The following is a 12,156-nucleotide window of genomic DNA, read 5'->3' as shown; positions in this document are numbered from 1 at the left end:
ACGAACCACCCCCGCATGTGTTGTGCGGCACACCAACGCGTTTACCGTGTGTCTGTGGCGGACTGGTGGAGTTCCCTCAACCCCTCCCTGGCGGTCGCGCTCGTCGTCGCGGTCCTCACGCTGCTGCTCCACCCGGCGATCCGGCGCAACCTGGGCACGATGTCCGAGCGGAGGAAGCCGGCCCGGCCGGCCGTGACGGAATAAACGGTTTGCCGACAGTGCTGTGATGCGGCACTATGACGCTCATGTTCCTGCACGCTCACCTGACGCCGCCCGCGGTCGCCGCGGGCGTGCTCGAGCGTGTCTGCGACGGCCTGGAGCGCTGACCTCTCCCCGTAAGTCCTGACGGTGACCCGGCGGGGGGAGGTTGAACCCGACCCGCCCACGGGTCACTTCCCAGGAACTCGCGAAAGAGGAACACTCCCATGGCCAAGCAGGCGTACGTGCGGAACAAGCCGCACCTCAACATCGGCACGATGGGGCACGTCGACCACGGCAAGACCACGCTCACCGCGGCGATCACGAAGGTGCTCGCCGAGCGCGGCGGGGCCACCTACACGCCGTTCGAGCGGATCGACCGCACGCCCGAGGAGGCGCAGCGCGGCATCACGATCAACATCTCGCACGTCGAGTACGAGACGGCCACCCGTCACTACGCGCACGTCGACATGCCCGGCCACGCCGACTACGTGAAGAACATGATCACGGGGGCGGCGCAGCTCGACGGGGCCATCCTCGTGGTCTCCGCCCAGGACGGGATCATGCCGCAGACCCGTGAGCACGTGCTGCTCGCCAAGCGGGTCGGCGTCGAGCACCTCGTCGTCGCGCTCAACAAGGCCGACGGCGCCGACCCCGAGCTGGCCGACCTGGTCGAGCTGGAGCTGTCGGAGCTGCTGGCCGAGCACGGCTACGACGACGTGCCCATGGTCCGGGTCTCCGGGCTGCGGGCGCTCGAGGGCGACCCCGAGTGGACGGCGTCCGTCGAGGCGCTGCTCCAGGCGGTGGACGACCACATCCCGGTGCCCGTGCGCTACGTGGACGCGCCGTTCCTGATGCCGGTCGAGAACGTGCTCACGGTCACCGGCCGCGGCACGGTCGTCACCGGGGCCATCGAGCGCGGCGTCGTCCGGGTGGGCGACACCGTGGAGATGGTCGGATTCGGCGAGACGTCCTCCGCGGTCGTGACCGGGGTGGAGACGTTCGGCAAGACGATGGAGCGGGGCGAGGCGGGCGACAACGCCGCGGTCCTGCTGCGCGGTGTCCGCCGCGAGCAGGTACGGCGGGGCATGGTCCTGGCCCAGCCCGGCACCCAGAAGGCGCGCAGCTCCTTCACCGCCCGCGTCTACCTGCTCACGCCCGAGGAAGGCGGGCGGCGCAAGCCGATCGCCGACGGGTACCGGCCGCAGTTCTACCTGCGCACGACCGACGTGCCCGGCCGGATCGACCTCGACGGCCCCGCCCAGCCGGGGGACACCGTGGAGGTCACGGTCGAGCTCGGCAAGGCCGTCGCGGTGGAGGCCGGTCTCGGCTTCGCGATCCGCGAGGGCGGGCTGACGGTCGGCGCGGGCACGGTCCTCACCGTGCCCGGGGCTTGACGAAGAGGTGAGCGCCGGAGTGGCCGGATCCCATCCAGGGGATCCGGCCACTTCCATGTCACGCGGCCATTTCCATGTCACGCGGCGGCTTCTAGGCCACGCGGCGGCTTCTAGGTCACGCGGCGGCGGATGAGCGAGCCGGGCCGTACGGCTGTCGCGAAGCGGACTGTGCGGGGCAGCACGTACACCTCCTCCGGCAGCGACGCCTCCAGCGCGGCCTGGGCCGCGCCGTGCAGCCGGGGCGGGATGCTCTCCAGGGAGGCGCGGCGGGCGGCCGACCACAGCCAGTCCCAGACCTGGCCGCGCTCGACGGTCACCTCGAAGACGACCTCCTCGCAGCGCACCCCGGCCAGGCCGTTGCTGGACAGGAGGTCGGCCAGTTCGCGTTCGGTGGTGAGGCGGTGGGTGAAGGGGGCGTCGCCGGCCCCGGTGGTGAAGGGGACCAGGGCACGGGCGACCTGGCCGAGGAGCTCGGCCTCGGGCGGGCTGGGCTGGGCCAGGAGGCTGGCCGCCAGCCGGCCGCCGGGGCGCAGGAGCCGGGTCATCGAGCGTACGGCGCCGGCGGGGTCGGGCAGGAAGTAGAGCATCATGCCGGCCAGCACCACGTCGAAGCGCTCGGCGGGCAGGAGGATCGCGGACTGCTCGACGTCGCCTTCCAGGACGGTGGCGTTGCGCAGACCCTGGCGTTCGATTTCGGTGGCGGCGACCGAGAGCATGCCCGGTGCCAGGTCCAGGCCGACGACCAGGCCGAGCGGGCCGACCGCCCGGGCGGCGGGGACGAGGCAGGCGCCGGTGCCGCAGCCGGCGTCGAGGACGCTTTCGCCCCGGCGCAGGCCCGCCTGCCGTACCAGCTCCGCGCCGACGGGCCCGAAGAAGGGCACGCCCACGCGCTCGTAGGTGCCGGAAGCCCGGTGGAAGACCCCGGCCATGTAGGTCTTGGCGTCCAACGCAGCAACCCCCAAATCCCCAGTGATCCACCTAACTGGGCACTTTTCAGCGCTGAAGGGGGTTTGTCAATCCGTGATGCGCGCCGAACGCGGCGCCGGCGTGACCGGGCGGCCGGCCCTGGCGATGTGGAGAAGGCGTTCCGGGTCGTCGATGCCCAGGTGAGCGGCCAGAAGGGCCCGCGTGGGCGGGCTGTCGATGATCTGGCTGAGGGGATGAGTGGTGTAACCCCTAGTGGACAGCGTGAGCCACTGCCGCATGAGCACGCGGCCCATCTCGACCTGCCGTTCCGGCGGGCCGACGAGGACCAGAACCTCCCCGTCGTAGTCCAGCACCCCCTTGGAGGCGGCCGCCAGAATCCTCGGCAGCCCGGCCCGGCGCAGCGCCGGATAGGCGGCGAGGGCGGCGCGCAACCCCAGCGCCTCCATTCCTGACAGGGCGAGCGCCTTGTCGGTCAGGCCGTCCATGCGGTAGCGGGGGTGCCGCGGGGTCAGCCGCAGCCAGTCGCGCAGTTCGGCCGTGACCTCGGGGTCGGCGAACTGGTGCACGTCGGCCGCGTGCAACAACACGGCCAGCTCGCGGCTCGGCACCCTGCGCAGGTCCGCGCCCGGCGGGAGCAGGCCCGTCAGCTCCCCGGCCACCTCGCCGGGGAGCGCGCCCGGATGGTAGGGGCCGCGGTTGGCGCCGCGCGCCCGCACGTCGGCCGCGGTGAAGGGCGTCTGGTACGGCGTGGCCGCCTTGCGCAGGACACCGATCCGGTGCGGCTCGGGGTGGCCCGGGTCCGGGTGGTAGTCCAGGGCCAGGCCGGCGCCGGCGGCGACGATCAGGCAGGTCTCCACGAAGGCGCCCAGGCCGAGGCGCAGGTCGCGGCCGGTCGGGTCGCTGACCGGGAGGGCACGGGCGGGGTCCCATCCCACGACGGCTCCGTCCCGGGTGTAGGTCAGGGTCCAGGGCTGGGTGTTGTGGGCGCTGGGGGCACGCCAGAAGTCGGGTTCCAGCTCCCGCAGCTCGGTCACGCGGTCAGGTCCTTCTCGTAGAAGGTGTAGCCGTGCAGCGGTCGCCCGCCCATGGCCACGTACTGGGCGGCGGAGCCGGGGTTCGTGCGTTCCACGTAGGTGCTGCGCAGCGTGTGGTAGCCGCCCTCGCGCAGCCCCCGGTGCAGTTCGCGGGAGAGCAGGCGCATGTAGCCGTGGCCCTGTTCGCCGGGCACGGTGCCTTTGACGATGAGGACGGCCTCACGCCGGTACCGCCCGCGGGTGGCCAGCAGCCGAAGCTGATGGAGAAGGTGGAGATTCCCGCGAATTTTCGCAACAAAGCCCGAAATATCCGGCAGGCACAGCACGAACGCCACCGGCCGCCCCGCCTTCGTCAGATACAGCAGCAGCGACTCGTCCAGCAGGAACGCCAGCCCGTCGGTCTGCTCGGCCAGTTGCTCGGCCGAGATCTCCGTGTAGTACCCGAGCTGCGCGAAGGAGGCGTTGAGCATCTCTCGCAGGATCGGCAGCTGCTCGCCGATCCGGCGCCGGTCCCCCCGGTGCACCTCGAGCCGCTCCGCCCCGATGCGCGCGTCGTCGAAGGTGAAGGCCGGCTCCGCGGGCACCGGGCAGATCCAGGTGTCCGACTCGAACCGCCGGGCGAAGCCGTACTTCTCATAGGCGCCCGGGTAGTGGGGATGGTTCCACGCGCTGTCGATGAACCCCCGCTCGCCGAACCCCGACGTGATCACGCCGCCGCTCTGGTTGGGCAGCAGCGACACCGGCCCGAACGCCACCTGCCGCCCCGCCGTCCGCCCATGCGCGCAGATCGCGTCGAACAGCTCCTCCCCCGCGCCCTCCTCGAACTCCGTCAGCCCGAAAAGCTGCGCGGCGACGCCCAGCTTGGCGTCCAGTTTCCCGTCGGTGTGCAGGCTCGTCCTGGCCACGACCCGGCCGCCGCGGGTGAGGACGGCCAGCCGTACCCCTCGGCGATGCCAGGCGCGGACCTGCGCGCGCAGGGGCGGGACGTGGCGCGGGTCGCCGGCGTAGATCCGATCGGTGAGCCCCAGGAACGCCCGCAGATCGCGCCGGGACTCCACGAACCGCAGGCTCACGCGCGCTTAACCGCCGGGCCGGCGCCGTCCTCGGTGGACAGCGGCGTGAAGGTCTCGATGTGCGCCATCGGGCCGCCTTCCGCCCGCCAGACGCCGTTGGAGTAGCCCTCCGGCTCGGCGTTGTAGATGCGGATGTAGCCGCCGGTGGCGTTCTTGGTCCCGTCGGTCACCCATTGCATGAGCTTGCGATGATGCCGGCTGCGGGCGAAGCGCAGCAGCGAGTCGCGATCGTCGAAGAACGCCAGCGTGCCCAGGGTGAGGGGGAACTCCCAGTACACCTTGTGCCAGCGGTAGCCGCGCATGCGCTTCATGTCGCGGACCATGCGGACCCAGGTGAAGGTGAGCGTGACGATCGACAGCGGCCCCTTGTACCGGGTCGCGCCGACGAACATCGCCCCCGCCTGTCCCTGCGGGGGCGCCTTGCTGAAATCAGTGGTTCTCATCGGTCCTTCAGGGCAGCAGGGTGCAGGACAGGGCCTCGATGCGCTGGTCCGCGGGGAGATAGGTCACCCTGGGGCATCGGAACGAGTCCCATATCGCACCGAACCGGATGTGCACCGACACGTTCTCGGTCCCAGATCCGGTGCAGGGTCTCCCCTTGATGTTGTACCTGGTTCCCCCGAGCCAGTAGCGGCTGCCCTCCTGGCATTGCCAGGTGCCGGCGGCCTGGGCGGGCACGGACACGGTGGTCACCGCGAGCAGGACCGCTGCGGCGACGGTGGCTAAGCGCTTGACAGACATGCCTGGACGGTAATGCCAACAACTCGTACAAGATAGACATTCTCTCTTCACCTGCGAGCGCCGCACCCACCTGCACGAACGCGACCGAGCCGGATCGGCCGGCTCGTCGAGGGCACAATATCGACAAACCATTCGGAATAGTGGCGGGATTTCGCGACCGTCACGCCCGCGCGGCCTCGGCGGCGGCTTTCAGGTCTTTGAGCCAGGTTTCAAGGCCCATATCGGAGTCGGGGTTGGCTTGGGGGCCGGCGTGGCTTTCCTCGGTACGCACCAGGACGCCGCCACGGACCTTGGTGAAGGTCCAGACGTGGACGCCGTCGATGTGGTAGCCGGGGCCGTCGGCCGGTCCGGCCCAGCGGATGCACGTGCCGTACCGGAGTTGCCGGACCTCGGAGGTGATGACCACCGTGCCGGGCGGGGCCGGCGGGTTGTCGGGCAGCTGGATGGTCGCCTGGAACCGGGAGTGCTTGCGCAACGGGCCCGGGTCCAGGCGCTTCACGGTCATGGGGGCGACGGGCTTCTGCCAGGAGGGCCAGGCTTCCACGTCGGTCTGCAGATTCCAGATCGTGCGCAGCGGCGCCTGAATGAGGATCTCGCTCCGGTGGCGGGCCTGGGCGGCCGGGTCGACGCCTTTGCCCTGGCAGGTCAGCGAGGCCGGGCGGGCGCCGCGATCAGGGGCGGCAGCCCCGGCGGGTGCCGCGGTGACGGCGAGGACGCAGGCCAGCGGAACCGTGAGCAGGGCGGCACGCGCGCCAGTCCGGCGACGAGAGGTCGAGTGAGTGCCAAACACGATCGTTCTCCTCAGTCAGATGCGCTATATAGTAGATTGTTAGTTAGAGCCTATAACGCATCCTGTGCGGGCGTCAATCGACGACCGCCCCCGCGCCGCCGGCCGGTGTGCTCAGGTGAGGCGGTGCCCGCCGTCGACGTGGAGCACCGTGGCGGTGATGTACTCGTTGCGGGTCAACGACACGAATGCCTGGGCGACGTCGTCGGGGGTGCCGATCCTGCGGGCGGGCAGACGTCCGGCCAGGTCGGTGAAGGCGGCCTGTTTGTCCATGCCGATCTGGTTCCAGAGGGGAGTGTCCACCCAGCCGGGAGAGATCACGTTGACCCGGACGGGGGCCAGTTCGAGGGCCAGTCCGCAGGCCAGTGACGCGAGCGCGCCGTTGGCGGCGGCCACGATGGTGTTCGACCCGTTCGGCCGGTAGGCGTTGATGCCGGAGGTATAGGTGATCGATCCCGTCACCCGCCCGGCCGCGTGCTTGCCGACCAGCCAGGCGCCCAGCAGCTTGATGTCGATGATGGCCCTGGCGGCGGCGGTGGTGATGCCGGTGGTCCGGCCGTACACCCCGCTGGCGTCCGCGGCGGTCACCGCGACGTGATCCACGCGCGCCACTTGGGCGAAGAGATTGGCTACGTCCTGCTCCCGGCTGATGTCCGCCGGCACCGTCCGGACCTTCCCGTGCCCGGCCCGCGCCAGTTCCGCCCGGGCCGCCGCGAGGCGGTCGGCGGAACGCCCGGCGATCGTCACATCCATCCCGTCGGCGAGCATGGTCCTGGCCAAGGCCAGGCCCATCCCCGAGCTTCCGCCGATGATCAACGTATTCGTCATGATCGGAGTCTGCGCCGCTGTCCGGCCGCGCAGGAAGGCCGCGCCGTTCCTGGGGGTGACACGGCCACCCCATGGCAGACTCGAGAGCGTGAACGCGATGGCGAACTTCCTCCGGATCCGACGCGGCCGGATCGGCCCCGCCGAGGTCGGCCTGCCCATCGGGCCGGGCCGCCGGCGCACCCCCGGATTGCGCCGCGAGGAGCTGGCCGCCCTGGCCGGAGTGAGCGTGGACTACTACACCCGCATCGAGCAGGGGCGCGAGACCGCGCCCAGCGACTCGGTCCTGGACGCCCTGGCCCGCGCCCTGAAACTCACCGGCGACGAGCACGCCCACCTGCTCGCCCTCGCCGACCGCGCCGCCGGGCGGACACCTCGCCGCCGCCCCCTCGCGGTGCAGCCGCCCCGCCCCGGACTACTGCTGCTCTTGGAGTCGGTACGGCCCAGCCCGGCCTACGTGCTCGACCCCGTCAACGACGTACTGGCCGCCAACCCCGAGGGCCTGGCGCTGATGCCGGGACTCGGCGACTGGCCCGCCGGGCAGCGCAACACGATCCGCTACACCTTCCTGCACCCGGCGGCCCGTACCGTCTTCGCCGACTGGGACCGGGTGGCCCGCAACTGCGTCGCCCACCTGCACACGGCCGAGCTCGACGCGCCGGAACCGGCCGCGGCACTGGTCGCCGAACTCTCCGCGGCAAGCGCCGAGTTCGCCGCCCTGTGGCGCCGGCACGACGTCTGGGTCAAACGCGGCGGCGAGACCGCTTTCCTGCACCCCGTCATCGGCCCGCTGACCCTCACCAACGAGGTGCTCACCGCCGGCGGCGACCGCCAGCGCCTGCTCCTCTACCAGGCCGCGCCCGGCACGGCCGAACACGATGCCCTGGTCCTGCTGGCGATGCAGACCTCTGAAGGAGCGTTGCAGCCACGAGCGAAATAGGTGGCCAGACCTGACCGCATTCTGCCCCGTAAACGCGTTGCCGCTCGCGGCCGGGTGATCAAGGATCCGCCGATCGCCCCATGACCTGGGACTTTCAAGCACGCGTGAAAGTCGTGGAGCACATCGCATGACGGTTCCTAGCGTGGGAGGCACACCGCCCGGTCCGAACCCGTGTTCGCGGGCGGACGGCACAGTGTCCACGTGATTCGCGGAACCCTGAGGAGAAGATCATGCAACCGCACGGAGTGAAATACCTGGCCGCGCTTCTGGCCGGCCTCAGCCTGAGCGTGGCTCCCGCGCTTCCCGCCTCGACGCAGGGCAACGACACGAGCTCCACGCACGTCGTGAGCCACGAGGTCGCCCGCTAGATGAGTGATGCCAAGGGGTCTGGCTACGGTTAGTGATCGTAGGTGATCAGAGATCGCTTGATCGGCTGGCCGGTTTTGTCGTTGACCCAGATCACGCTGGTCAGGGCGAGGATGCGGGTCAGCACCCGGATGATGACGCCGGCAGGGGTACGGCCGCCGTGGCGTTCCAGGTCGAGCTGGCCCTTGAAGGTCTGGTTGATCGACTCGATGATCTGGCGCAGTGGCTTGAACAGTGCTGCGCCGGGCCGCTCCGGCTCGCCCTGGCGGGCCGGGCGCAGCAGATGCAACTCACGCTCGGTGAGTTCAGTTTCGAACCGGCGGCCGTAGTACTGCCGATCGGCGATGATCGTCTGATGCGGGTGGGCGGCCAGCACGTCGGGTGCCGCCCGCAGCATGCCGAGCAGCACCTCGCGCTCATCGGCCTTGGCACCGGACAGCGCGAACAGCACCGGCAGCCCGCCCGGCGTGCACAGCAGGTGCAGCCGCAGCCCCCAGAAATACCGGGAGTGAGAAGCGCAGTAGCCATACTCCGCCCACCCGGCCAGCGCCGAGCGGCGGGCGGTCTCCCTCGAGCGGCCGCACTCGATCGGCGTGGAATCGGCCACCCAGACATCATCACTCCACAGCGAGGTGTCGGCGGCGAGCATCCGGATCATGTAGGCGACCAGGCCGCACGCGTTGCGCAGCCGCCGGTTGCAGCCCGGCTGGCCAGGCAGACGCGGGAACATCGCGCCCAGATCGGCACGGGCATACCGCAGCCGGCGGCGCTCAGAGGTGGAGCCCAGCAGTGCCGACAGCACCACCAGAGTCACCAGCTCGGCATCACTGAGCGTCGGCGCGATACCGACCTTCGGCCGGCACGGAGCCAGTTGCGGCTGGGCCTTCAACACATCATCGATCCGCACGTACAGTGCGGTAGCGAGGGTGTCTAACTCTTTAGTCACACATCGAGCTTGGGCGCCCTCGCCCTATCTCCGCAGCTACGCCTTGGCATCAATCATCTAGACGCGGACGCAGCTCATGCAGAAATGGCGCGAAAACAGCCCCGCCTTCCGATGGGAGAGCGGGGCGCCGCCGTTCGCCGCTACGGCTCACTCACCGGTCCGGATGCGATCGATCATGTCCTGCGGGATGAACACGGCATCCTCGTCACCGGCGAGGTCCCTCAGGGATGCTCGGGCAGACCATAAGATCCAGTTCACAGGCCGGCCAAGCCAGTCATCTCAGACCACGTAGATATTCTCTATCGACGGGTGAACGCTGCGCTACCTCGCGGAAACGCATGTCACTCGGGAGCGTTGACTCTGACTTATCTTTGACTGAGATCGATCGATCGGCCCATGGGTGGCAGCCGCTCCACTCCAGGGAGACCATGCATGGGAACGCAATCGGCCGAACTCTCCGGAGAAGAGCTGGAACCCTTCTTCCTCCGCCAAGCGCTCGGCCTCGAACCGGGGCGCCTTCCTGCGGGCCAGCCTGCGCTGCTTCCTTCGACATGCCCCACGAGGTGAGAAGTCAGTCCACAGCTGACCTTGAAACGCCGAGCAACCGGGAGGCGGGGTCATGACCGCGCTGACCCGCGACAACTTCTCCTCCGACGACTGGGACCACGTCGTGATGGGCGCCCACGAACTCATGCACGCGGTCTGGGATTCCAGTACCCCGCATGGTCGACGGCATCTGGACGCCCTGGGCCAGGGCTGGCGACGTCCCTGCATTGATCGCCAAGGTGCGCGAGATCCTCGACCAGCTCGACCGGCCGCTCAAGGTCGCGCGCCGGAAGATCGCCCAGAGCGAGGGCGCCGCTCGGCTCCGCGCTTCCAGCCGGACCAGGACCACCATGATCACGACCGAGGAGATGCCCTGATGGTTCAGTTCCGGGCGATGGCGGACGACGCCGCAAGTGTGGAGGATGTGCTGGCCGTCGTCATCCTGTGGCTGCGCGCCCACCCCGACCTGGTGATCAGCGACGCCCGCCAGCTCCAGCACCGCGGTGGAGGCGGCCGGGTGGTGTTCGAGGTGCTTCTCACCCCCTCCGCCAGAGGCCCGTTCCGCGTGGCGGCTGAGCGGGGGTACCCGATCCGCCTGCGCAGCGGTCCGGGCCTTCACACGGACGGGACCTCTCCTGATGCCCCGCCGTGACCACGTGACTGAGCCCGCCGAGCTCGCCAACTGCCGCAAGCGGGCCATCGCCCGCGCCGCGCGGGCCGCGCGAGAGGGTGGCGAGTACACGCTCGGCGACATCGTCGGCATCCTGCGCATCACCAAGGAGTCGGCGCACGCGCTCATGCGCCAGGGACGGGCTCCCTGTCCCAGGCGCCACTTCGACCATAAATGTCAGAGGTCCGATCTGTCGCGCTATTTCCGTTCACCGACTGGTGGAGAAATCTCTACTGTATGAAGATCTTCCACCAGAACGTTCGAATACATATGATCATGCATCGTTCCGGAGTTGGCGTAACCGCACGCGAGGGTCGCTCGCGATCGGGGATAGAAGCAGGAAGCCCGGGCGAGAGCGAACTGCCGCACGGCCGGAACAGTGCGCTTCCCAGGCGCCACTGGCCGTGCGGTTCGCCACCTACCACACGTAGGGTACTCAGCCTAGAAAAGGTGGGCCGCCTGCAAGCGCCCGATCTATTCGCAGGCGGATGGCGGGGTGAATGCTGTACGTGTCCAGCTCCACTGGATCAACCCAGGCCACTACTTGCGCTTCCTGAGGGTCGGGAGCTAGTTCTCCGCCCACCACTTGGGCCCGGAAGCATAGGTTGATCGGCTGCCTCACTTCTTTGATCTTGTCGCCTTTCACGTAGGCGATGAGGTGGTCAGGAGTAGAGAAGACACCCACCAGGCCCACCACCTCGACATCAAGGCCGGTCTCCTCGCGGCATTCGCGCACACCGGCCTCAGCGACGGTTTCGTCCTTCTTCACGCCACCGGTTGGGATCGTCCATAGATCATTGTCGGTCCGCTGCAAGAGCAGGATCCGACCCCCTTCGTCCTGGACGAACACACTCGCAGATGCCTTCCGACTGGTCGCCTTCGGCGCGTCCGGATCCTGCCAGAAGTCGACGCGCCGCGTCTCCGTCACGTCAACGGCCTCCGATCCCAGGGGCGGGCCGAAGCCCACACTCGCTCGTAGGACTCGACATAGGTGTTGAACCATGCCCCATCCACGCGCCGCAGATGCAGCGTCGGGGTGTACGCGGCGAGGATGCCGTACACGTGGACGTTGACCAGCATCTCGTCGTCGAAGCGGTAGATGCTGTTGTACAGCGGGGTGTCGTGCAAGCGGATCTGCACGCCGGGCGGCGTGCGCTGCCCGTAGTAGGCCAGCACTGCAGTCACTCGGCCGGCCACCCCGCCACCGATCCGGTGCTCAGCATCTCGTGCGGCGAGCTGCTGCCCGTTCGGGTCACCCAGCAGAAGCCGGACGCGGACGCCGGCCTCTGCCTTGGCAGCCAGAGTCGGGATCCAGTCCGGATGCTCCTCGGCCAGGAACAGGCCGGCGAACGCGATCAGGTCGACGTTGCGCTCGGCACCACAGAGGATCTCAGTCCAGAGGTGATGCGGGACGTCGTTGCGTCGCGGGTAGCTGGCGACCAGTTCCGCGCCGATGAGTGCGGCCTTGTCGATGGCATCGGGCCAGAGGTAGGACTCGTCCTCCTGGAGAATCGCCGCGACCCTGTAGCGGGTCTTGGGGTACGGAACAGATGTACCGTGAAGCCATCGCTCCACGCTCTTGACGCTCACCTCCGCGCGTACGGCCAGCGTCTCGGGGTCCAAGCCGGCGCGGAGCATGGTGCGGCGGAGTCTTTCGTTCACCATGACGGTCATCCTGTCGAAGGACATCATTCACCATCTAGTTG

At 69.2% G+C, this 12,156-nt stretch carries 17 protein-coding genes; 7 read left to right on the top strand and 10 right to left on the bottom strand.

Features of this window, described 5'->3' with window-relative positions; all coding sequences use genetic code 11:
* The first annotated feature begins 54 nt into the window (after window positions 1-54).
* Both FVE25_RS37390 and tuf read left to right on the top strand, forming a co-directional pair.
* The gene (locus FVE25_RS37390; RefSeq protein WP_157252201.1) at window positions 55-204 is read left to right on the top strand and encodes a hypothetical protein; all 150 of its coding nucleotides are present in this window, start codon (window positions 55-57) and stop codon (window positions 202-204) included.
* A 221-nt stretch (window positions 205-425) separates the two neighbouring features.
* On the top strand, window positions 426-1,595 hold the full coding sequence (gene tuf, locus FVE25_RS37385; protein WP_157252200.1) for an elongation factor Tu: 1,170 nt from the start codon (window positions 426-428) through the stop codon (window positions 1,593-1,595).
* Between the two features lie 110 nt (window positions 1,596-1,705).
* Here the strand turns inward: tuf and FVE25_RS37380 are convergent, their stop codons facing one another.
* From FVE25_RS37380 to FVE25_RS37350, 7 genes are all read right to left on the bottom strand, one after another.
* Entirely contained in the window at window positions 1,706-2,542 is an 837-nt protein-coding gene (locus FVE25_RS37380) for a class I SAM-dependent methyltransferase (protein WP_157252199.1), read from the bottom strand.
* 66 nt (window positions 2,543-2,608) lie between these two features.
* On the bottom strand, window positions 2,609-3,556 hold the full coding sequence (locus FVE25_RS37375) for a nitroreductase (protein WP_157252198.1): 948 nt from the start codon (window positions 3,554-3,556) through the stop codon (window positions 2,609-2,611).
* Window positions 3,553-4,629, bottom strand: a complete 1,077-nt coding sequence (locus FVE25_RS37370; RefSeq protein ID WP_157252197.1) for a hypothetical protein — start codon at window positions 4,627-4,629, stop codon at window positions 3,553-3,555. The genes FVE25_RS37375 and FVE25_RS37370 overlap by 4 nt, the downstream gene beginning before the upstream one ends.
* Entirely contained in the window at window positions 4,626-5,072 is a 447-nt protein-coding gene (locus tag FVE25_RS37365; protein ID WP_157252196.1) for a DUF4188 domain-containing protein, read from the bottom strand. The genes FVE25_RS37370 and FVE25_RS37365 overlap by 4 nt, the downstream gene beginning before the upstream one ends.
* Window positions 5,073-5,079: 7 nt before the next feature.
* On the bottom strand, window positions 5,080-5,370 hold the full coding sequence (locus FVE25_RS37360) for a hypothetical protein (protein ID WP_157252195.1): 291 nt from the start codon (window positions 5,368-5,370) through the stop codon (window positions 5,080-5,082).
* 160 nt (window positions 5,371-5,530) lie between these two features.
* Window positions 5,531-6,160: an SRPBCC family protein gene (locus tag FVE25_RS37355; protein WP_157252194.1), complete on the bottom strand. Its 630-nt coding sequence runs from the start codon at window positions 6,158-6,160 to the stop codon at window positions 5,531-5,533.
* 111 nt (window positions 6,161-6,271) lie between these two features.
* On the bottom strand, window positions 6,272-6,985 hold the full coding sequence (locus FVE25_RS37350; protein ID WP_157252193.1) for an SDR family oxidoreductase: 714 nt from the start codon (window positions 6,983-6,985) through the stop codon (window positions 6,272-6,274).
* Between the two features lie 97 nt (window positions 6,986-7,082).
* On the opposite strand from FVE25_RS37350, the gene FVE25_RS37345 reads away from it, so the two are divergent.
* Complete coding sequence (locus FVE25_RS37345) at window positions 7,083-7,922, top strand: helix-turn-helix domain-containing protein (RefSeq protein WP_157252282.1); 840 nt, start codon at window positions 7,083-7,085, stop codon at window positions 7,920-7,922.
* A 230-nt stretch (window positions 7,923-8,152) separates the two neighbouring features.
* Window positions 8,153-8,290, top strand: a complete 138-nt coding sequence (locus FVE25_RS37340; protein WP_157252192.1) for a hypothetical protein — start codon at window positions 8,153-8,155, stop codon at window positions 8,288-8,290.
* A gap of 29 nt (window positions 8,291-8,319) precedes the next feature.
* Here FVE25_RS37340 and FVE25_RS37335 read toward each other — a convergent pair whose 3' ends face one another.
* Window positions 8,320-9,234, bottom strand: a complete 915-nt coding sequence (locus FVE25_RS37335; protein ID WP_157252191.1) for an IS982 family transposase — start codon at window positions 9,232-9,234, stop codon at window positions 8,320-8,322.
* A 722-nt stretch (window positions 9,235-9,956) separates the two neighbouring features.
* Between FVE25_RS37335 and FVE25_RS37330 the strand changes: the two genes are divergently transcribed.
* Genes FVE25_RS37330 through FVE25_RS37320 form a run of 3 tightly spaced genes read left to right on the top strand, consistent with a single transcriptional unit; the run spans window position 9,957 to window position 10,691 of the window.
* Window positions 9,957-10,157 (top strand): hypothetical protein, encoded by a 201-nt coding sequence (locus tag FVE25_RS37330; protein ID WP_157252190.1) that lies wholly within the window; start codon window positions 9,957-9,959, stop codon window positions 10,155-10,157.
* Window positions 10,157-10,432: a hypothetical protein gene (locus FVE25_RS37325; protein WP_157252189.1), complete on the top strand. Its 276-nt coding sequence runs from the start codon at window positions 10,157-10,159 to the stop codon at window positions 10,430-10,432. The genes FVE25_RS37330 and FVE25_RS37325 overlap by 1 nt, the downstream gene beginning before the upstream one ends.
* A 4-nt stretch (window positions 10,433-10,436) precedes the next feature.
* A complete protein-coding gene (locus tag FVE25_RS37320) occupies window positions 10,437-10,691 on the top strand; it encodes a hypothetical protein (protein WP_157252188.1) in 255 nt (84 codons plus the stop codon).
* A 195-nt stretch (window positions 10,692-10,886) separates the two neighbouring features.
* Here the strand turns inward: FVE25_RS37320 and FVE25_RS37315 are convergent, their stop codons facing one another.
* A complete protein-coding gene (locus FVE25_RS37315) occupies window positions 10,887-11,378 on the bottom strand; it encodes an NUDIX domain-containing protein (protein ID WP_246268024.1) in 492 nt (163 codons plus the stop codon).
* Entirely contained in the window at window positions 11,375-12,124 is a 750-nt protein-coding gene (locus tag FVE25_RS37310) for a helix-turn-helix domain-containing protein (protein WP_219825809.1), read from the bottom strand. The genes FVE25_RS37315 and FVE25_RS37310 overlap by 4 nt, the downstream gene beginning before the upstream one ends.
* Window positions 12,125-12,156: the final 32 nt, after the last annotated feature.

It is taken from the genome of Nonomuraea typhae (genome assembly GCF_009760925.1).
Classification (GTDB): domain Bacteria; phylum Actinomycetota; class Actinomycetes; order Streptosporangiales; family Streptosporangiaceae; genus Nonomuraea; species Nonomuraea typhae.
Note: the sequence above shows the minus strand (reverse complement) of the source record. Positions and strands in the feature narration are given on the sequence as shown.